Genomic DNA, 20197 nt, shown 5'->3' on the forward strand with positions numbered 1-20197 from the left:
GGCTTCATCGCCACAGCAGGCGCAGGCTGTTCAGCACCACCAGCACGGTCGATCCCTCGTGCCCGAGCACGCCGATCGGCAGCGCGATCCGCGAGCCCAATGCGGCCAAGCCTAACAGCACGACCACTCCCAGCGAGATCGCGAGGTTCTCGCGGATGATCCGGCGGCAGCGGCGGCTCAGCTTCAGCGCATCGACGATCCGCTCCAGGCGATCCTGGGTAAGCACGATGTCCGCCTGTTCCAGCACCGCATCGCTGCCACGCAGGCCCATGCCGATCGAGATATCCGCCGCGGCCAGGCTCGGCGCATCGTTCACGCCGTCGCCAGCCATCGCCACTTTCTCTCCTTCCGCGCGCCACTGTTGAATGGCGGCTACCTTGTCGCCGGGGTGGAGTCCGGCGCGATAGTCGTCTAAGCCGAGTTCCTTCGCGATCACCGCCGCGGACTCTTGGCGGTCGCCGGTGAGCATCGTCACGCGGATGCCCTGCTGCTCCAGTTCGCGGATCAGCGGGGCGGCTTCCGCGCGCGGGGCATCGCGCAGCAGCAGGCGGCCTTTCAGATCACCCGCCGCGACGAGCACTTCCGTGAGCCCCGGCTCGGGATCGGGCAGAGCACTTAGCCATGGATCGCCGCTGAACATCGCGCGTCGACCCTGGCGCGCTTCGATCCCGTCCACCCTACCTTCCAAGCCCTGACCTGCGATCGATTCGAAATCGCTCAGAGCGCGCTTCGTCCCCAGGTTGCGCCGCATCGCCTCCTTCACGATCGCCCGCGACAGCGGATGCGTGGAATTCTCCGAAAGCGTCGCAGCGATGCCGATCAACTCGTCCTCCCTGCCTGCTACCGAAGCCTCGCAGGATAGAAGTTCCAGTTCGCCCTTGGTCAGCGTGCCGGTCTTGTCGACCGCCAGGCGATTCACCGTGGCCAAGTTCTCCACCGCCACCCCGCCGCGGAAAAGGATGCCGCGCCTCGCACCGGCCGCGATACCCGCCAGGATCGCACTGGGGATCGAGATCACCAGCGCACAGGGCGAACACACCACCAGCAGCGTCATCGCGCGGTAGAAAGCGGAAGGGCCCTCGCCGTGCGAGTAGAAGGCCGGGATCCCCGCGGCGAAGTGCCACCACAAGAACATCACCAGCGACAGCCCCAGGATGCCCACCGTATAGCTCGTGCCGAAGCGATCGGTGAAACGCTGCGAGGGTGCCTTGCTCGCCTGCGCTTCCCGGATCAGGCGGATGATCCGGGCATGAGCGCTATCCCCGGGCTCGCGCGAAACCCGCAGCTCGACCACTCCCCAGGTATTGAGCGTGCCGCCGAAGACCGTGTCGCCCGTGGCCTTCTCCACCGGCAGCGATTCACCGGTCAGGGAGGATTCATCCGCCGCACTCTCGCCGCTCAGCACCGTGCCGTCCGCCGGATACTGCTCGCCGGGTAGCACCCGCACCCTCAAGCCCGCGGCCAGCTCGTTCACCGCCACTTCCTTGGTCGTGCCGTCGCCTTGCACCACCAGTGCTTGCTTCGGCGCTTCGTTGAATAGACTGCGGATCTCCCGCTCCGTTCGGGCCATCGCCATGGCCTCCAGCGCCCCGCTCAGGGAGAAGAGGAAAAGCAGCGCCGCACCTTCCCAGAAAGCTCCGATGATCGCTGCTCCTACCGCCACGGCCAGCATCAGGAAATGGATGTCCAGGCGAAGGCGGCGCAGATTGCTCAGGCTATCCAAGGCCGCCTCCCAGCCCCCGGCCAGATAGGCCATTGCATACAGCCCTAGCGCCAGTTCCGGCGGCGCGGAGGTCCGTTGCAGGATCACCCCGGCGATGGTGGCCAAGCCGCAGATGATGGCGGACCCCAGCAGCCAAGGCCAGCCGGGCTCCCCATGATCGTGGTCATGCCCATGGTTGTGATCGTGCATGGATTCGCTCGGTCATGTTAGACGATCTTCTCCGGAAGACCACGCAATAGTCGGATACGCGCCGGCTATTGCCTGATGAAAGCCCGCGCTGCTTGCTCGGCAAATGCCCGCGCTTCCGGTCCGGAAGTGCAGTCGCGGCCATCGTCGTTGGATGACGCGATCTCCAGACCTGAATCCGCCCTGGAAACCGCCCACCACCAGTCGCGGTCGTTCATCTCCTCGGCTCGCAGAATCAAACCGCCCCAGAAAGCCGTGCAGTCGTCCTCAAGATCTCCGGTCCAAACAATGGGTGAGCTGGCATCGATGTTCATGGCTTGGTTCCGCGGTAGCATCGGGACCATTGGTATGGTTCCGTGGTCATCAAGTTTCCAGCGTCTGTTTCGGGATCTGCTTCCCTGTCCGTGCCAAAGATTGCACCCCTTCTCCCGATCCCTATGCTCCGCGCCCATGCGCAAGCGGCATCTGGTTACGGCTCTCCTCACTCTCCCCACCCTGGTCCTCGCGGATGAGGGCATGTGGCTCTTCACCAAGCCTCCGGTGGAGAAAGTGAAAGCGGCCTACGGCTTCGAGATCACCCCGGCTTGGCTGGAGCATTTGCAGAAGTCCGCCGTCCGCTTCGGCACCGGCGGTTCCGGTTCCTTCGTCTCGCCGAACGGGCTGATCCTCACCAATCACCATGTCGGCTCCGGCATGATCGAGAAGCTCAGCACTCAGGAGAGGGATCTCCGCGCCCTCGGATTCTACGCCGCCACGCTGGAAGAGGAACTCCGCTGCCCGGATCTCGAGCTGAACGTCCTCATGAGCATCGAGGATGTCACCGCCCGCGTGCGTGCAGCGGTGAAGGACGACATGAGCGCGGATGAGGCGAAACTCGCCCGCACCGCCGTGATCGGCCAGATCGAGAAGGAATCCCTGGATGCCACCGGCTTCCGCAGCGATGTGGTGAAGCTCTACCAAGGCGGTGCCTATCACCTCTACCGCTACCAACGCTACACGGACGTCCGCCTCGTCTTCGCTCCGGACGAGCAGGCTGCCGCCTTCGGCCGGGATCCCGACAACTTCGAGTTCCCCCGCTTCTGCCTCGATATGTGCTTCTTCCGCGCCTACGAGGATGGCCAGCCCGTGAAGAGCGAGCACTTCCTGAAGTGGAATGCCCAAGGCGCGGAGGAGGGCGAACTCGTATTCGTGGCAGGCCACCCCGGTCGTACCAACCGCCTCGCCACCCACGCCGAACTGGAAGACATGCGCGACCACGGCATGTCCGGCAAGCTGGAGCAGATCTATCGCTCGGAAGCTCTGCTCGAAGCATGGGCCAGCCGCGATCGTGAGAACCGCCGCCGCGCGACGGGAGCGATCACCGGCATCCGCAACGGCCGCAAGGCCGTCCTCGCCGGGCTCGATGGCCTGCTCGATCCCGAGTTCATGGCCGCCAAGCTCGAGTCCGAGCAAAAGCTCCGGGATGCCTTCCGCGCCAAGCCCGAGTGGCAGGGGGCGGACGAGGCCTTCCAAGAGATCTCCGCCGCGCTCAAGTCCGGCGAGCCCCGCGAACTCCGCGCCCGCATGCTGGAAGGCGGCGAAGCCTTCGCGACCGGCTTTTTCGGCATCGCCCGCACGCTTGTTAGGGCCGCGGATGAATACCCGAAGGAGAACTCCCGCCGCCTGCGCGAGTTCCAAGAGGCAGGCCGCATCTCGCTTGAGCTCGACCTCTTCTCCAACGAGCCGATCTACCGGGACATGGAGACGCTGAAGCTTGCGAACTCCCTCATGGTGCTCTGCGCCAAGCTCGGGGCGAACAACGACCTGGTGGAGAAGATCATGGCTGGCAAGGCGCCGCAGGAGCGTGCCGCGGAACTCATCGCAGGCACCAAGCTGGACGATGTCTCCGTGCGCAAATCCCTCTACGAGGGCGGCAAGGCGGCGATTGACGCCTCTTCCGATCCCATGATCTTGCTGGCCAAGCTTGTCGATGGTCCTGCCAGGGTAGAGCGCGATCACCTGGAGGAAGAAGCCGAGATCCTGCTCCAGGCCCACGAGAAGATCGCCACCGCCCGCTTCGCCATCGAGGGGGATTCCACTTATCCCGATGCTACCTTCAGCCTGCGCCTCGCCTATGGCGTGGTGAAGGGCTATCAGGAGAGCGGAGCGAATGTGCCATGGGCTACCACTTTGGGCGGGCTCTTCGAGCGCTCGGAATTGCAGGGCAATGTCGAACCCTTCGATCTCCCGCAGCCGTGGAAGGCGGCGCAAGACAAGATCAACCGCAAGGCGGAGTTTAACTTCATCTGCACCGCGGACATCACCGGTGGCAACTCCGGCAGCCCGGTGGTCAACAAGGCCGGTGAACTTGTCGGCCTGATCTTCGATAGCAATGCTCCCGGCCTGAAGCTCGGTTACGGCTACAAGGAAGGGAACGGTCGCGCCGTTTCCGTTCACTCCGCCGGCATGCTGGAAGCGCTCGATACCATCTACGGGGCGAAGCGCGTGCTGGAAGAACTCGAGAAGTAGTCGCCATGCTCCACATCGTCCTCGTCGCTCCCGAGATCCCGCACAATGCCGGTGCGGCGGGCCGTCTCGCGCTCGCCACCGGCTCGCGCCTGCATCTGGTCAAGCCGCTCGGCTTCTCCTTGGATGACAAGCATGTGAAGCGCACCGGGCTGGATTACTGGAAGGACGTGGACCTCCATGTCTGGGAATCCTTCGAGGAGCTGAAGGCCGCCGCCGATCCTGCCGCAAGGTACTGGTACCTTAGTACTAAAACCACGCGCGCCCATTGGGATGCCGATTTCAAGGATGGCGACTACCTGGTCTTCGGCTGCGAGACCCGCGGCTTGCCGGAGTCGGTGGTGCAGGCCGCCGGGGATCACGGCCTGCGCATCCCCATGGTGGATGGCGGCACCCGCAGTCTGAACCTCTCGACCGCCGTTGCGATCACGCTTTACGAAGCCGTCCGCCAGCGTTCCGTCGTATCTAACTGATTGAGACGAAGGGGGATATTCTAACATCTTGAGGATATCGTCTCTTCCCTATATGCGGGGAAGCTCCATGAACCGCACCCGGCTCTTCTCCCGTGCCGCGGCACTCCTGGCCCTGGCAGCCTCCTTCCTCTCCCCGGCTGTCGCGGACCAGTTGCCCTTCACCGCAAATCAAGTCGCCCAGCTGGCCTACAACCAAGGCTTCCGCGGTGGCTCGCTGATGACCGCGGTCGCAGTGGCCTCCGCCGAGTCATCCTTCGATCCGGATGCGGTCTGCAATAACCTGCATGAGATCGATGCGGCGAACAACCCGCTCTTCTATCCGAACGGCAAGCCGCGCATCGCGATCATCGCCACCTACGACGGCACCATGCTGCCGCTCAATCAGATCTATAACTTGAGCTCGGGCGGCCGGGGCAGGGTGATCGGTCATTGCCGCGGGCTATGGCAGGTCAATAGCCTGCAGCATCCGACCATCAGGGATTCGGACACCTTCACGCCCTCCATCGCAGTGCGGCGTGCATGGGGGATCTCGCGCGGCGGACGCTTCTGGGGCAAATGGACCAGCGTGGTGACCGGCACCGCATGGGAGCCGACCCGTCTTTCCGCCGCGCGTGCAGCGGCTCGTGCCATCGACCCCACCGTGCTGCAGCAGAATGCGCCGGTCGGCACGCGCGTGCGCGCATGGACCACCGGCGGCGGGGTGCGCGCCACGCCGGGCGGGACCTTCCACCGCGGGATCCGCCTCGGCGATACTGGCACCATCCTTGCCGGGCCGGTGATCGCGTCCATCACGCAGGGACCTCTGACTAGCCAGCACCTGTGGTATCAGGTCCAGTGGGACCACGGCACCACCGGCTGGTGCGTGGAGGAGTATCTCACCCAGACCACGCTCCCGGTTCAGAATGCCTCCCCAGCCTACAATCCGATTCCTGCGGATGGCCAGGTGCGCATGCCGGTGGCGGGAGTCACCCTCGACTGGGCTATCGGAGGAAACACGAAGGAGCTGCGGCTGCGCTTCGGCACCGATCCGGCGCTGACCGCGGCGAATACCCTGAAGCTGAACGGCGGCCTGCCAACCCAGTGGCCCACCGGCCCCCTCGAGACGTATCGGAACTACTACTGGCGGGTCGATTCGGTGAGCAACAATGGCAGCGTGGTCCAAGGACCGACTTGGACCTTCCGCACGGTGCCGCCGGTGGCGCAGCCGGTCACGCTCTCTAACATCACGGTGACACCGCGCCCGGCAGGCCGCGGGCAGACGATCACCATCAGCGGCACGGCCTCATCGCCGGGCCAGCAAGCGGTGCTGCTCGGGGCTAGCGTGGGCAGCTACAGCGATCCCGCGCGCGACGTGGCCTTCACCGTGCCCGGCGGGAATGTGCCCACGCAGTTCTCGCGCAGCTTCGTATTGCCCGCGGACATCCCCTTCGGCACTTACGCCGTCACCGTCGGTGCCTGGCAGGATCTCGATGGCAGCGGCACGATCGAAGCGGGTGACGTTCGGATCACCGAAGCCTCCGCCGCGAACGGTGCCGTGGTCGCCGATGTCACCTTGCCCAGCTTGACGAACCTTTCCGCGAGCTCGCCTACCAACCTGCCCAATCAGCTGGTGCAGCTCTCCGCCACCGCGAGCGATAGCGGTGGCAGCGGACTGGTAGGCGTCTACTTCTATCGCGCCGTCAGTGAGACCACGCCCTCGCTCGGGAGCTGGCAGGTGGTGGCCTACCGCCCGGCGACTGGGAATGGCCCCATCACCCTGACCGCCCAGGACAACCCCACGGTGGAGGGCCGCTATTGGTACGAGATGGAAGCGATCGATGGTGCGGGCAATCGTCGCCGGGTCTCCGCTGGCACCTTTCGCATCCAGATCCCGGACCTCGCGCCGCCGGTAGCGAAATGGCTGAACCCGGAGAACGGGGCGACAGTTGGTGGCGGCGGTATCAGCGTGACCGGTCAGGCGACGGATGACCGCACGGTGGCGAGCGTCTACTACCGGATCAATGGCGGCGCGTGGACGCAGGTCTTCCAGAACTTCAACAACTGGTCGGTCTTCGTGAATCTGGAACCCGGGTCGAACCTGATCGAGATGCGGGCCTTCGACCAAGCAGGCAAGGTCTCCCTCATCGAGCCGCTCTATCTCTACAATCCAGGCGGTAGCTTCGATTCCACCATTTTCGATGATCTTATCAACTTCGACGGCGATCAGGTCAACCAACGCTGGCAGCTCGAATCGCAAGGTCCTTCGTTCGACAATGGGATCGTGAGCGGCCGCCTGCAATCGAACTCCGGGAACTCCGCGCTGATCCGTTCGAACAAGACCGTGCCTGCCAATACCCGCGCGGTGGAGATGCGTTTCGCGGCGGAAGGCGAGGCGGGGATCTATTGGCGGGACAATGCCTTCCGGAACTGGCGCATCGTATTCCAGCAGAACCAGAACCGTCTGGAGATCGGTCACGAGACTTCGCTGCAATACCTCGCCGTGCCCGCCGGTGGTGGCGGACCGCTCGCGAAGGTCCGGAGCCTCTGGCGGGATGGCGGGATCGAGATCGAAGTCTCCCGTCAGGGCAGCACCCTGGCCCATACCATTTCTTTCCCGCAGTTGCGGCTTGCGAATCTCTCCGGCCAGATGGAGGCCCGGACACAGAGCAACTTCAACAGCTCGGTGATGGATGACATCCAACTGCGGGCCTTGCGGCCTTGGGATCTCTTCGCGATCGACTCGCACAGCTTGAAGGCGGGACAGAGTTCCAAGGTGCGCTGGCCTTCCTTCGCCGGTCGCAGCTATACGGTGGAGACCTCGGCCACGCTGAATAATCCCTTGTGGAGCAGCGCTGGCCAAGTGTTCTCGAACGGCACGGTCACGGAGCATACGTTCACGCTGCCGAGCGGATCGAAGCGTTTCGTGCGGGTGCGGGAGCTACCTTGAGCCCGGCCTCCACGCCGCTTGCCGAGTTTGCGGTTGCTGGACCGGCGGATTTCGGGTTTGTGGCAGCTTGAATTGAAGACGGAACTTCTCGCGGTTTTTGGGATCGGCACGATGGCGGCAGCGGCACAGGACGGCTTGCCCGACATCACGGTGCTCGCCGAGCGCCGTAGCGATGGCGTGGTCGATATCCCCGGCTGGACCTTGGCGGAGTGGAACCAGGTGCAACTCTCGGAGGAAGCTCCCCGCACCTTGGATGAGCTGCTGGCCAAGGAGCCTTCCTTCTCCCTCTACCGCCGCCAGACCTCGCTCTTCGGCAATCCCACCTCCGCCGGTGTCAGCCTGCGGAATACCGGGGCCACCGCCGCCTCGCGCACCTTGGTTCTGTTAGATGGTATCCCGCAGAATGATCCTTTCGGTGGCTGGGTCTATTGGGCGCGTCATGATCCCTCGACCCTGGATTCGGTCCGCATCGTCCCCTCGGCGCATTCCGTGGTGTGGGGGAATCAGAGTCCCGCGGGCGTGGTCCAGCTTACCAGCCATTCACCCTTCGAGGAGCGGCACCTGCTGCGCGTCGGTGGTGGCAGCCAGGGCACCGTCTCCGCAGCCAGCACCCACACCCTGGTCGCGGATGATGGCTCGCTCGGTGTCACCTTCTCGGCCTTCGGTCTCCATTCGGACGGCTTCTTCGCCGTCCCCTCCTGGCAGCGCGGCACGCTCGACCGCAGGCTGGATATCGACACCGTCGGTGCCGACCTGAAGCTCGCGTGGAAGGCTGCCCCCGGGCTCGTGGTCGAGCCGATGTTTTCCTTCTACGAGGAAGATCGTGGCAATGGCACCCCTCTCGCGGGAAACTCGACCGAGGCCATGGACTTTGCCCTGCGAGTGACCTCGGAGGAAGCAGGCGGCCTTTCCTGGCAGGCTCTCGCCTATCATCAGCGCCGCCGCTTCGAGTCGATGTTCACCTCGGTGAATGCCACCCGCAGCGCGGAGAATCCCTCGCTCGATCAGTTCCACGTTCCGGGGAATGGCAGCGGCGGTGCCTTCACCCTGATATGGGAACCCGAAGGCCCATGGTCGCTGAATGCCGGAGCCGACTTCCGCCAGATCGATGGTGCCACCAACGAGAAGGCCAGCTTCATCGGCGGCCGCTTCACGCGCTTGCGCCATGCGGGCGGCGAGCAAGGTCAAGCCGGGCTCTTCCTCGCCGCCGGATACGAGACGGACGCGAAGACCCGCATCGATGCCAGCCTGCGCGGCGATGCCTGGTGGCTCGACAATGGCAAGCGGCTCGAGACCTCTCTGGTCACCGGGCTGCCGCTACGCACCGATCTCCAGCCGGATCGCGACGGGCTCGAGCCTTCCTTCTCCCTCGCGCTGAGCCACCCCTTCACGCCCTGCTTGCAGGCCGGACTTTCCGCAGGCACCAGCTTCCGCCTGCCGAATCTCAATGAACTGCATCGCCCCTTCCGGGTGCGGAACGACATCACCGAAGCGAACCCGAACCTCGATCCCGAGCGTTTCTACAGCGTCGAGGGCACCCTCGATTGGCAGGCCTTGGATTCGCTGAGCTTCGATCTCGCGGTCTTCCATCACTGGATCCGCGACGCCATCGCGAACGTGCCGATTACGGATCCCGCTCAGATCGCCGCGATCTTCGGCACCATCCCTGCGGGCGGCTCCGGCCAGCAGCGCCAGAATGTCGATGAGGCGCGGGTGCTCGGCCTCGAGGCGGGTGTCGAGTGGCGGCCGCGCGAAGCGTTTTCCATCGGGCTCGACGGGATCTGGAGCGATACCGAGTTCAGCGAGTCCTCCAAGCAACCCTTGCTGGCGGACAAGCCCTTCCCGCAGGCCCCCGATCTGCGCCTGATCGCCTCCGCGGATTGGCAGGCCTGGGAGCGCCTGACGCTCTCCGCGGGCTACGAGTACGGCTCGCATCAGTTCGACGATGCCCTCGCCGCCCGCCGCATCCCCAGCTACACCAGCGCCCGCGTTGGCGCGACTTGGAAGGCCCGGGAGGACCTGCTTCTCCATGCCCGCGTGGACAATCTCTTCGACGAGGAGATTGCCACGGGCCTCAGCACCGATGGCATCCGGACCATCGCCGGCCCGCGCTCTTTCTGGGTCGGGGCGGAGTGGGGCTTCTAGATTGAAATTTGGTTAGCGCCGAACACGCGGGGAATTGAAATTGCCGCGATCCCTCTTAGAACCCGTGCATCCCATGAAACGCTTCCTCCTCTTGCCGCTGCTGCTGCCCGCGCTTTCCGCCCAGGACAAGCCCGACTTCTCCAAGATGAAGGCGGATCAGATCTTCGATCAGCTCTGCTCGAGCTGCCACGGCAAGGATCTCAGCGCGGGAGTCGGCGGCTCGCTCGTCGATGGCGAGTGGAAGCACGGCAGCTCGGATGACGAGCTGATGAAGTCGATCAAGGAAGGCAATGCCCAGCTCGGCATGACTCCGTTCAAGACCGTGCTCGACGACCGCCAGATCCGCTCGCTGGTCATCTTCATCCGCGAGAAGGAGAAGCAGGCCAAGGAGCGTGGCGTGGAATTTCCAAAGCCGGAGCCCGGGAAGGTCACCAAGACCCAGCACGAGGACTACAAGATCGAGATGGTCGTCGAGGACGGCCTCAAGAATCCCTGGGCCATCGCTTTCCTGCCGGACGGCCGCAAGCTGGTAACGGAGAAAGCCGGTCGCCTCCGCATTATCGAGGCCGATGGCAAGCTGAACCCGGAACCGGTGAAGGGTATCCCGACAATCATCGATCATGGACAGGGCGGCCTGATGGAAGTGGCGACCCACCCGGACTACGAGAAGAACGGCTGGATCTACCTCGGCTTCGCAGATGGCAAGCGCGAGGGCCGCGAGGTGAAGACCATCACCGCCTATGTCCGCGGCAAGCTGAAGGATGGCCAATGGAGCGACCAGGAATGGATCTGGAAGGCGGACCCGAAATTTTACGGCGGTGCCGGCGTCCACTTCGGCACCCGCATCGTCTTCGACAAAGGCTACATTTACTTCCCCGTCGGGGAGCGCGGTGGCTGGCATGACGCGCAGGATGTCGAGAATGCGAAGGGCAAGATCTACCGCCTCCACGACGACGGACGCGTGCCGGAAGACAACCCGAAGTTCGAGGGCAAGACTCCCGTTCCCGGCCTCTGGAGCTACGGCCACCGCAATCCGCAGGGCCTCGACATGGATCCCCGCGATGGTTCGCTCTGGGATACCGAGCACGGCCCGCGCGGCGGCGACGAGCTGAACTTGATCCTGCCCGGCCACAACTACGGCTGGCCCGTCATTACCTACGGGATGAACTACGACGGCACCCCGATCACCGGCAAGACCGCGGAGGAAGGCATGGACCAGCCTGTCACCTACTGGCAGCCGAGCATCGCCGCCTGCGGTCTTTCCTTCTACCGCGGCGATAAATTCCCGAAATGGAAAAATGATCTCTTCGCCGGCGCGCTTGCCCAGCAGGAGATCCGCCGCCTCCGCCTCGTCGATCACAAGGTCGTCGAGCAGGAGGTTGTGCTGAAGAACATCGGCCGCGTCCGAGACGTGACCGATGCTCCCGATGGATTCATTTATGTGATCTTGAACGGACCGGATCGTGTGATTCGCTTGGTTCCTTCGGAATGAAACCGTTCGCGTTCCTCCTCCTTCCCGCCATCGCGGCTGCCGCGCCGCTCTCGATCTCTGCTCCACCCGATGCCGCGCTCGTCACGCCGCACCGGGTGGAGACCATCGCGACGGACCTGGTCGTCCCATGGGAACTGCGCTTCCTGCCGGACGGTCGCCAGATCTTCACCGAACGGGTCGGACGCGTCCGGATCATCGAGAAGGGTAAGCTGCTGGATGAACCGGCGCTCGTCCTGCCCGCCGCGCAGGACAACAAGATGGGTCTGCTCGGCCTCGCGCTCGCGCCGGATTTCGCGCGGACCGGCCTGCTCTTCCTCGCTTGGGATAAGGCACTCGGAAACAACCGCTTCGAGCTCCGCATGGAGCGCTACCGCTTGGAAGGGAACAAGCTGGTCGAACCGAGGACCATTGTCGAAGGCATCGCCGCCAACCGCAACCACACCGGCTGCCGTCTTGAGTTCGGTCCGGACGGCAAGCTCTACATGAGCACCGGCGACGCCGACCGGCAGGACGACGCGCAGAAGCTCGATCACCTTCACGGCAAGATCCTGCGTTTTAATGCTGACGGCTCCGTGCCGCAGGATAACCCCTTCGTCGGCCGGGAAGCCGCCCGCCCCGAGATCTGGTCCTACGGCCACCGCAATCCGCAGGGCCTCGCCTTCCAACCCGGCACCGGTCGCCTCTACGAGTCCGAGCACGGCCCCCTCCACGGCGATGAGGTGAACCTGATCACAAAAGGCGCGAACTACGGCTGGCCGCTCATCAGCCATCGCCGGGAAGCGGAGGGCATGCTCACCCCGCTGATCGAGATCACCCCCGCCGCCGGCCCGGGTCGCCTGCTCTTCTACCAAGGCACCGCCTTCCCGGAACTGCGCGGTTGCCTGCTCATGGCCTGCCTGCGCGGGGAGGGCGTCTTCCGCATCTCCCTCGGCGGCGATGGCCTGCCGACCCATGTCGAGCGCCTCTGGCACCGCAAGTGGGGTCGCATCCGCTTCATCACCGAGGCGCCCGACGGCTCGCTCTGGATGGGCACCTCCATGCAGGACCCTGCCGAGGGTAAGCCGCGCGAAGGTGACGACCGCATCATCCGTCTTGTTCCAGATCCGGCTGGCACGGTCGAGACGGTGGCAGGTCAGGAGGCTGCGCCGGTCGTGCTTACCCCGGAAACGACGGATGCCGAGACGATCATCGCTGCCGCCTGCTCCGCTTGTCACGGAGCCGGGCTCGCGGGAGGGGAGAAGCGCGGCTTGCTTTCCGGCGAGTTCAAGCATCTGAAGGATCTTGCCGAGCTTGAACGGATCATCCGCGATGGCGTGCCCGCCGCTGGCATGCCTCCCGCCGGAGGCTTGCTCACGGAAAGCCAGATTTCGAAAGTGGCGGACTATATCCGTGCGAAACGACGCTAAGGGGAAGGTTCAAGCGGGCTGCAAGGAAGCCCGGCGGATCTCGATGGCACGGAAGAGCTTCAGCTTCCCATAGCTGATCCGGCCTCCGAGATGCTCGAAAACGGGCTTCAGCGAAGGATCGTCATAGCCATCCAGGGCTGCGCGAATCTCCTGTTCTTCCCCGGTGCTGTAGATGCGCCGGGGATCGATGTCCTCGCCTGCTTCGATTGCCGAGACGAGATGACCCTCGATGGTGGAGGCCGCGAACCCCCTTTTGGCAGCGATCTCCTCGACGCTTTTCCCCGCACGCCAGAGTTCCAAGGTCGCATAGGCAGTGCCGTTGAGCACGGGCTTCGGGAACTTCACTCCGGGGATCTCATGCACCGGCAGCGGTGCGAACTCACGCCGTTCATGGTTCTCCAGCCACGCGGAAATCTCGCGGAGAAAGCCGTTGCCGTGGTCGCTCAGCTTGCGCTCCCCCACACCCGGAATGCGGAGGAAGGAAGCATCGTCGCCGGGATACTCGCGCGCCATGTGGCGCAGCGAGACATCGGAGAATACCACGTAGGGCGGCACTCCGGCGGCGTCCGCCACCTGTTTGCGGTGGGCGCGCAGGGCCTCGAAGAGCTCCGCGTCACACTCGATGTCACCGGCCCGGCGGGCAGAAGGTTTCTCGACCGTCATCAGCCGGGTGAGACTGACTGCCTGACGCTCGCGGAGCACGGCGTTGCCTTCGGTGGTGATCGAGACCACCGGATAGTTTCCTCCCTCCACGGCGAACCACCCCTTGTGCACCAGTTGGCGGGCGACCTCCGCCCACTTGGCGGCGGAGTGCTCCTTGCCGATCCCGTAAGTACTGAGCTTATCGTGATTGCGTGCCAAGAGCTTCTCCGCGCGGGAGCCTGCGAGGATATCGGCCAGATGGCGAATGCCGACGGGCGACCCACCGGCTTGCTTCACGCGGATGGCGCAGCTCAGGAGCTTCTGGGTTTCCACCGTGGCGTCCCAGCTTTCCCGTGGGGCGAGACAATTGTCGCAGGCACCGCAGTTATCCACCGCCCATGTTTCGCCGAAGTAGCCGAGCAGACCGGTGCGCCTGCAGGCATCGCTCTCGGCGAAGTCGGCCATGTGCTCGAGCTGGAAGCGGGCTGTCTCCCGCGCGTCCTCGTCCGTGATCTCGCCGAGGAAACGCTGCTGCTTGACGACATCGCCGCGGGAGAAGAGCAGCATGCAATCGGCAGGCAGGCCATCACGGCCCGCCCGGCCGGTTTCCTGGTAGTAGCCTTCAAGGTTCTTCGGCAGATCGGCATGGATCACGAAACGGACGTCCGGTTTGTTGATGCCCATGCCGAAAGCGACGGTGGCACACACCACCCGGATCTCGTCGCGCAGAAAGGCTTCTTGGTTCCGCGCGCGTTCCGCGGTCTCCAGACCGGCGTGGTAACAAACAGCGGGGATGCCGGCACCGCGCAGGCTCGCGGCCAGTTCCTCGCTGCGTTTGCGGGACTGGGCATACACGATCCCTGAATCCCGGCCGCGCTCGCGGATGAATCCAACGATGCGGGCCGTCGCATCCTGCTTCGGCTCGACGAGGTAGTTCAGGTTCGGGCGGTTGAAGCTGGCCAGGAAGACCGCGGGTTCGCGCAGGGAGAGCTGAGTCAGGATGTCTTCTCGCACCCGCGGAGTCGCGGTGGCTGTCAGCGCAATTGCGGGTAGATCCGGCAGCGCCTGCCGCAGTTCGCGCAGGCGCCGGTACTCGGGGCGGAAATCGTGCCCCCATTCGCTGATGCAATGGGCCTCGTCCACGGCCAGCGCAGTGACATTCCAGCGGCGGATTTCGGAAAGGAAGTCCCGGGAAAGAAGGCGCTCCGGCGCGAGATAGACGAGCTTGAAGCCGCCGCCGCGGATCGCCTCAAGCCGCTGGCGGTTCTCCTGAGGGTCCAAGGTGGAGTTGAGGAAAGTGGCCGCCACACCAGCTGCGGTGAGCTGGTCGACTTGGTCCTTCATCAGCGCGATGAGCGGGGATACGACCAAGGTGACCCCTTGCCGGGCCAATGCCGGGAGCTGGTAGCAGAGACTTTTCCCCGCCCCGGTTGGCAGGATTGCCAGCACATCGCGGCGGACGAGCGCCGCTTCCATGATCTCCCGCTGTAGCGGGCGGAAGGCATCGTAGCCGAAATGCCTTTTAAGAAGGCGGGACAGGTCCGTTACCATGGTCATGGTGACGGGAATTGAAAGTGTTCATTTGATCACTTCAAGCAGAAATATCATTGGTCTGATAGGGATGGCCGGTGGCTCCTTCGACGATGGAGGCATACCGGGGCAATGTTGGAAGCTCCGCTCTCGCCAGCGCATCCAGTGGGTGGCCACTGATTATCAGCTGGATAAGCCCTCCGTCGCACTGGTCCGGAGGTAGACGAAAGGTTGGCAAAAACTAAAAATTAGAATTATTCTTGCCTTAGGGGTGGCTGGGCGTAGCTTCCGCCGCCCGACCCATGGTGGATCTTTCAACAGACAGCGATTCCGATTTTTCCGCGGAGACTCCGCAGGAAACGGGAGGGCTGCGGATGACACGCCAGAGGCAGGAAGTCTATCGCCTTCTACTTGAACAGAGGGATCACCCGACCGCGCAGGATGTTTTCATGCGCGTGAAGGACACCCTGCCGAACATCTCGCTCGCCACGGTTTACAACACCTTGGAAGCGCTGGTTCAGCACGGGCTGGTCCGGCAGGTGAATTTCGACCGCGAGCCCTCACGCTTCTGCCCGAATCTCGCCGACCACGGTCACTTCCACGACAAGGCCAGCGGCAAGATTCACGACGTCACTTTCAAGCCGGGCGTCTGCCTTGCCGACCTTCTCGATCTTCCGGAGGGAGCAGTCGTTACCGGTATCGAGATCACTCTCCGCGGCGAGCTGCCCTCCCCTTGATTTGAAATCTGGAACTCAGAATTTGGAAATTTAACGCATCATGTCCCTCGTCATCACCGACCTCCACGCCACTCTGGAAGATGGCACCGAAATCCTGAAGGGCGTCTCGCTGGAGATCCCTGCCGGTGAAGTTCACGCCATCATGGGTCCGAACGGCTCCGGCAAGTCCACCCTCTCGAAGGTGATCGCCGGTCACGAAGGCTACGTCGTGACGGGTGGATCGGTCACTCTGGATGGCGAGGATATCCTCGAGCTGTCGATCGACGAGCGCTCCCGCGCCGGTGTCTTCCTCGCCTTCCAGTATCCGGCGGAAGTCCCCGGTGTCTCGAATGCGAACTTCATCCGTGCCGCCCTCCAGTCCCGTCTGCCAAAGGGCGAAGAGATCGATGCCGTCGCTTACTACAAGAATCTCTACTCGAAGATGGACCTCTTGGAGATGGACCGGAAGTTCACGGCTCGCTCCGTGAACGAAGGCTTCTCCGGCGGTGAGAAGAAGCGCAACGAGATCCTCCAGATGCTAATGCTGGAGCCTAGGTATTGCATCCTCGACGAGACCGATTCCGGCCTGGACATCGACGCGCTCAAGATCGTCGCCAAGGGCGTGAATGCCATGCGTTCCCCCGAGCGCGGCATGCTGCTGATCACTCACTACCAGCGCTTGCTGGATTACATCGCCCCGGACTACGTGCACGTCATGGCCGCGGGCAAGATCGTCCGCTCCGGCGGTCCGGAACTCGCGCACGAGCTGGAGCGCAACGGTTACGACTTCCTCAAGGAAGAAGCATTGGCCACGGCCTGATCCCTGCTACGGCAGGCACTGCCATGAAACTGCGCAAGACACGTCACCCCCTCGATTCACAGAGCCGCGAAAAATCCGTCGCTCTGCTGAATGACTTCCTTGTACTCGTCATCGACCTCCGCCTCCAAGTGAAGCAAGCGCACTGGAACGTGCGCGGGCCGAACTTCATGACCCTTCACGAGCTCTTCGACCGCTTGGCCGGGGAGCTGGATGAATCCACCGACGAGCTGGCCGAGCGCATCACCGCCTTGGGTGGCCGCGCGCTTGGCACCGCCAGCCGGATCGCGAAAAAGACCGACTTGGACCATCTGCCGAAGAAGGCAACCTGGGGGCCGAACCTGGTAGCCCTGCTGGCAGACCGTTACGCCGCCGTCGCCGATTGTGCCGGTCTCGCCATCGAGCGGGCACAGGAAGTGGACGACGAAGTCACCGCCGACCTTTTCATCAAGACCGCGCATGGTCTCGACCGCGCGCTGTGGTTCCTCGAAGCCACGCTCGAACCGGCACCGGAGCCGAAGCAAAAACCGGAACCTGAACCCGAGCAGGCTGCCGCGCCCGAAGAGGCGGTCGCCTAGCCCATCTCCCGATTTTTTCATGTCCTACGACGCATCCAGTACCATCGACGCCGACACGCAGGAGGCCATCGACATCGACCGCTCGAAGGGGGATTTCTCCTTCCCGGAGCGCCACAAGTTCGATGCCGGTCGCGGCCTGACCGAGCGCACGATCGATTATATCAGCGATGTGAAGGGCGAGCCGCAGTGGATCCGCGAGTTCCGTCACAACGCGCTCAAGGTCTTCCGCGAGAAGCCCATGCCCACGAATTGGGCGACGGAGGACTTGGACAACATCGATTTCGACATCATCCGCTATTACCTGTCGGATGGTGAGAAGCCGAAGCGTTCCTGGGAAGATGTGCCCGAGGACGTGCTCCGCACCTTCGAGCGACTGGGCATCCCGGAACAGGAACGCGCGTTCCTGGCCGGGGTGGAAGCCCAGTACGACTCGGAGGCGGCCTACTCCAACATGAAGGAGGAGCTGACCAAGCAGGGCGTGATCTTCGTGAACTCGACCGAGGGTCTGAAGAACCACGAGGAGATCTTCCGTCCTTACTTCGGCAAGGTCATCCCGACCGGCGACAACAAGTTCTCCGCGCTGAACAGCGCGGTGTTTTCGGGCGGCTCCTTCATCTACATTCCGAAGGGCGTGAAGCTGAAGCAGCCGCTGCAGGCCTACTTCCGGATCAACTCGGAAAACTTCGGCCAGTTCGAGCGCACGCTCATCATCGCGGACGAAGGTGCGGAGGTGATGTACATGGAAGGCTGCACCGCGCCGAAGTTCGAGACCTCCACCTTGCACTCCGCAGTGGTGGAACTCGTCGCGCTCAAGGGCGCGAAGATCCAGTATGTCACGGTCCAAAACTGGAGCAGCAATGTCTTCAACCTGGTGACCAAGCGCGGCATGGCGATGGAAGATGCGGAGGTCCGCTGGATCGACTGCAACATCGGCAGCCGCCTGACCATGAAGTATCCCGGCGTGATCATGAAGGGTGAGCGCGCCCGCGGCGAGGTGATCTCGATCGCCCTCGCGAACAGCGGCCAGCACCAGGACACCGGTGCGAAGATGATTCACGCCGCGAACAACACGACCTCCAACGTTGTGTCCAAGTCGATCTCCGTGGGCGAAGGCCGCGCGACCTACCGTGGCCAAGTTCACATCCCGAAGCATCTGAAGGGCTGCAAGAACAACACCGAGTGTGATGCCCTGCTGATCAACACCCGCAGCCGCACGGATACCTATCCGGCGATCACGGTGAAGGGTAACCAGCACGCGACGCAGCACGAGGCCAGCGTCTCGCAGGTTTCGGAAGAAATGCTCTTCTACATGCAGCAGCGCGGCCTGAGCGAGGGCGCCGCCATGTCCCTCGCCGTGAACGGTTTCATCAACGATCTGGTCCGTGAATTCCCGATGGAATACTCCGTCGAGCTCAAGCGCCTGATCGATCTCGAAATGGAAGGCAGCGTAGGCTGATCCCTCTCCCAATCCTCTCTCTACACTTCTTCACTTCATTTCGATGCCCGCCGTGCTCGAACACTCCGCTTCCCTGCTCGAATCCGCTCCCGAAACCTCTGCCGCCCTTCCCGCGTGGTTCGCGGAGCGCCGGCGCGCGGCATGGCAGCGCTTTCTCGAAACTCCCACGCCCAAGCGTGGGGACGAGCCATGGCGTTTCTCTTCCTTCAAGCAGCTCGATTTCTCCGGCTATGCCGTGGCCGAGGCCGCCTCGGTTGCCGGCTTGGTCGAACGCTCGAAGGCTCTCGAAGCCCCGGCGGCCAAGTTCGTGTTCGCGAACGACGCCCTGCTGCATTCGGAGTCGGATCTGCCAGCGGGCGTAATCTGTCTCCCCTTGGCCGAAGCCTTGGTCTCGCATGGCGATCTGGTGCGTGAGCACTTCATGAAGCGTGATACGCGTCTCGGCTCGCTCAAGTGGACGGCGCTCCACGAGGCGAACGTCAGCACGGGCCTCTTCGTGCATGTGCCCGCCGGTGTCGAAGTGGCAGGCAGCATCGAGGTCTACCACTGGCTCTCCGGCGAGAAGAGCGTGATCTTCCCGCACACGCTGGTCGTGACCGGGGCGAACTCCAAGGTCCGCGTTGTCGATTACTTTCAGTCCGCCAATGACAGCGATGTCGGCCTTGCGATCGCAGTGAATGACCTGAATGCAGGTCCCGGCTCGAAGCTCGATTACATTGCCATCCAGGCCTTTAACGAGAAAACCAAGGTGATCCAGGTCAATGAGACCGGTGTTGCCAAGGATGCCTCTGCCACCGGTTTCATCCTGAACACCGGGGCTGCATGGGCGCGCAATGAATCGCTCAGCCGCCTCGAAGGCGAAGGCTCCCGCTCGGACATGCTCTCCGTGAGCGTTCCAGCCCGCGAGCAGGAGTATGACCAGCGCACCTTCCAACACCACGTGAGCCCGGGAGCCTACAGCGACCTGCTCTACAAGAACTCCCTCTACGATGAGTCTCGTACCATTTTCTCGGGCCTGATCTTCGTGGATGAAGGCGCGCATCGCACCGATGCCTACCAGACCTGCCGGAACCTGTTCATGAGCGACAAGGCGGAAGCCAACTCGATGCCCGGCCTGGAGATCAATGCAGATGACGTGAAGTGCTCCCATGGCAGCACCAGCGCCCAGATCGCGGACGAAGAGATCTTCTACCTGCGGGCCCGTGGTATCGATCCGGTCCGTGCCCGCCAGCTCATTGCCCGCGGCTTCTCGGTCGAGGTGATCGAGCGTCTTGGTGACGACAAGGTGGAGGAGATGGTCCTCAAGTTCCTCGACGATAAGTTCGCGCACATCGCGAGCGGAGGAGCCTGACAGGGCACTCTTGCACATCTCTGAAACGTCGGGATCGCCAAGGGCGAATCGATCTGAATCGATTCAGGTGAGACCCGTGTTTGTGGAACTGATAGACAAGTTCTCGTCACGTATCGGAATGATACGTGAGCAGGCCTGACGGGAAGCGGTTTAGTCGCAAATCGCACGTAGGCATTTCTATCTGTTAGATCCTGCGAGTCGCTCTGATCGAGCCACTAACAGGAGGCGGATTCGCAAATTCAGCCGCCATG

14 protein-coding genes are annotated in these 20197 nt (G+C 63.4%); 11 read left to right on the forward strand and 3 right to left on the reverse strand.

Annotated features, from left to right (window positions below; all coding sequences use genetic code 11):
• Positions 1 to 4 precede the first annotated feature (4 nt).
• Positions 5 to 1912: a heavy metal translocating P-type ATPase gene (locus tag OJ996_RS07245; protein ID WP_264512741.1), complete on the reverse strand. Its 1908-nt coding sequence runs from the start codon at positions 1910 to 1912 to the stop codon at positions 5 to 7.
• Positions 1913 to 1977: 65 nt separating this feature from the next.
• Positions 1978 to 2223, reverse strand: coding sequence for a hypothetical protein (locus OJ996_RS07250; RefSeq protein WP_264512743.1), 246 nt, complete (start codon positions 2221 to 2223; stop codon positions 1978 to 1980).
• Between the two features lie 136 nt (positions 2224 to 2359).
• On the opposite strand from OJ996_RS07250, the gene OJ996_RS07255 reads away from it, so the two are divergent.
• From OJ996_RS07255 to OJ996_RS07280, 6 genes are all read left to right on the forward strand, one after another.
• Positions 2360 to 4417, forward strand: coding sequence for a S46 family peptidase (locus tag OJ996_RS07255; protein WP_264512745.1), 2058 nt, complete (start codon positions 2360 to 2362; stop codon positions 4415 to 4417).
• Between the two features lie 5 nt (positions 4418 to 4422).
• A complete protein-coding gene (locus OJ996_RS07260; protein WP_264512746.1) occupies positions 4423 to 4887 on the forward strand; it encodes a tRNA (cytidine(34)-2'-O)-methyltransferase in 465 nt (154 codons plus the stop codon).
• A gap of 67 nt (positions 4888 to 4954) precedes the next feature.
• On the forward strand, positions 4955 to 7813 hold the full coding sequence (locus tag OJ996_RS07265) for an Ig-like domain-containing protein (protein WP_264512748.1): 2859 nt from the start codon (positions 4955 to 4957) through the stop codon (positions 7811 to 7813).
• A 72-nt stretch (positions 7814 to 7885) separates the two neighbouring features.
• Positions 7886 to 9958: a TonB-dependent receptor gene (locus OJ996_RS07270; RefSeq protein ID WP_264512750.1), complete on the forward strand. Its 2073-nt coding sequence runs from the start codon at positions 7886 to 7888 to the stop codon at positions 9956 to 9958.
• A 73-nt stretch (positions 9959 to 10031) separates the two neighbouring features.
• The gene (locus OJ996_RS07275) at positions 10032 to 11450 is read left to right on the forward strand and encodes a PQQ-dependent sugar dehydrogenase (RefSeq protein ID WP_264512753.1); all 1419 of its coding nucleotides are present in this window, start codon (positions 10032 to 10034) and stop codon (positions 11448 to 11450) included.
• Entirely contained in the window at positions 11447 to 12856 is a 1410-nt protein-coding gene (locus OJ996_RS07280) for a PQQ-dependent sugar dehydrogenase (protein ID WP_264512754.1), read from the forward strand. Before OJ996_RS07275 ends, OJ996_RS07280 begins: the two co-directional genes overlap by 4 nt.
• 9 nt (positions 12857 to 12865) lie before the next feature.
• On the opposite strand, the gene recQ is transcribed toward OJ996_RS07280, so the two are convergent.
• Entirely contained in the window at positions 12866 to 15055 is a 2190-nt protein-coding gene (gene recQ, locus OJ996_RS07285; RefSeq protein WP_264512756.1) for a DNA helicase RecQ, read from the reverse strand.
• A 275-nt stretch (positions 15056 to 15330) separates the two neighbouring features.
• On the opposite strand from recQ, the gene OJ996_RS07290 reads away from it, so the two are divergent.
• From OJ996_RS07290 to sufD, 5 genes are read left to right on the forward strand one after another with little or no spacing between them, the layout of a single operon-like run.
• Entirely contained in the window at positions 15331 to 15765 is a 435-nt protein-coding gene (locus OJ996_RS07290; protein WP_264512758.1) for a Fur family transcriptional regulator, read from the forward strand.
• A gap of 40 nt (positions 15766 to 15805) precedes the next feature.
• The gene (gene sufC / locus OJ996_RS07295; protein ID WP_345783769.1) at positions 15806 to 16564 is read left to right on the forward strand and encodes a Fe-S cluster assembly ATPase SufC; all 759 of its coding nucleotides are present in this window, start codon (positions 15806 to 15808) and stop codon (positions 16562 to 16564) included.
• Between the two features lie 23 nt (positions 16565 to 16587).
• A complete protein-coding gene (gene dps / locus OJ996_RS07300) occupies positions 16588 to 17139 on the forward strand; it encodes a DNA starvation/stationary phase protection protein Dps (protein ID WP_264512761.1) in 552 nt (183 codons plus the stop codon).
• Between the two features lie 19 nt (positions 17140 to 17158).
• Entirely contained in the window at positions 17159 to 18595 is a 1437-nt protein-coding gene (sufB, locus tag OJ996_RS07305; protein WP_264512763.1) for a Fe-S cluster assembly protein SufB, read from the forward strand.
• A gap of 43 nt (positions 18596 to 18638) precedes the next feature.
• A complete protein-coding gene (gene sufD / locus OJ996_RS07310; protein WP_264512765.1) occupies positions 18639 to 19946 on the forward strand; it encodes a Fe-S cluster assembly protein SufD in 1308 nt (435 codons plus the stop codon).
• The last annotated feature ends 251 nt before the right edge of the window (positions 19947 to 20197 follow it).

The sequence above is a fragment of the Luteolibacter rhizosphaerae genome (assembly GCF_025950095.1).
GTDB classification, from domain to species: Bacteria; Verrucomicrobiota; Verrucomicrobiia; order Verrucomicrobiales; family Akkermansiaceae; genus Haloferula; species Haloferula rhizosphaerae.

What these genes read in the sequence shown, in the direction of transcription:
- OJ996_RS07245 (WP_264512741.1), bottom strand. Translation starts at nt 1,912, where the DNA reads ATGCACGATCACAACCATGGGCATGACCACGATCATGGGGAGCCCGGC.
- OJ996_RS07250 (WP_264512743.1), bottom strand. Translation starts at nt 2,223, where the DNA reads ATGAACATCGATGCCAGCTCACCCATTGTTTGGACCGGAGATCTTGAG.
- OJ996_RS07255 (WP_264512745.1), top strand. Translation starts at nt 2,360, where the DNA reads ATGCGCAAGCGGCATCTGGTTACGGCTCTCCTCACTCTCCCCACCCTG.
- OJ996_RS07260 (WP_264512746.1), top strand. Translation starts at nt 4,423, where the DNA reads ATGCTCCACATCGTCCTCGTCGCTCCCGAGATCCCGCACAATGCCGGT.
- OJ996_RS07265 (WP_264512748.1), top strand. Translation starts at nt 4,955, where the DNA reads ATGAACCGCACCCGGCTCTTCTCCCGTGCCGCGGCACTCCTGGCCCTG.
- OJ996_RS07275 (WP_264512753.1), top strand. Translation starts at nt 10,032, where the DNA reads ATGAAACGCTTCCTCCTCTTGCCGCTGCTGCTGCCCGCGCTTTCCGCC.
- OJ996_RS07280 (WP_264512754.1), top strand. Translation starts at nt 11,447, where the DNA reads ATGAAACCGTTCGCGTTCCTCCTCCTTCCCGCCATCGCGGCTGCCGCG.
- recQ (WP_264512756.1), bottom strand. Translation starts at nt 15,055, where the DNA reads ATGACCATGGTAACGGACCTGTCCCGCCTTCTTAAAAGGCATTTCGGC.
- OJ996_RS07290 (WP_264512758.1), top strand. Translation starts at nt 15,331, where the DNA reads ATGGTGGATCTTTCAACAGACAGCGATTCCGATTTTTCCGCGGAGACT.
- sufC (WP_345783769.1), top strand. Translation starts at nt 15,806, where the DNA reads ATGTCCCTCGTCATCACCGACCTCCACGCCACTCTGGAAGATGGCACC.
- dps (WP_264512761.1), top strand. Translation starts at nt 16,588, where the DNA reads ATGAAACTGCGCAAGACACGTCACCCCCTCGATTCACAGAGCCGCGAA.
- sufB (WP_264512763.1), top strand. Translation starts at nt 17,159, where the DNA reads ATGTCCTACGACGCATCCAGTACCATCGACGCCGACACGCAGGAGGCC.
- sufD (WP_264512765.1), top strand. Translation starts at nt 18,639, where the DNA reads ATGCCCGCCGTGCTCGAACACTCCGCTTCCCTGCTCGAATCCGCTCCC.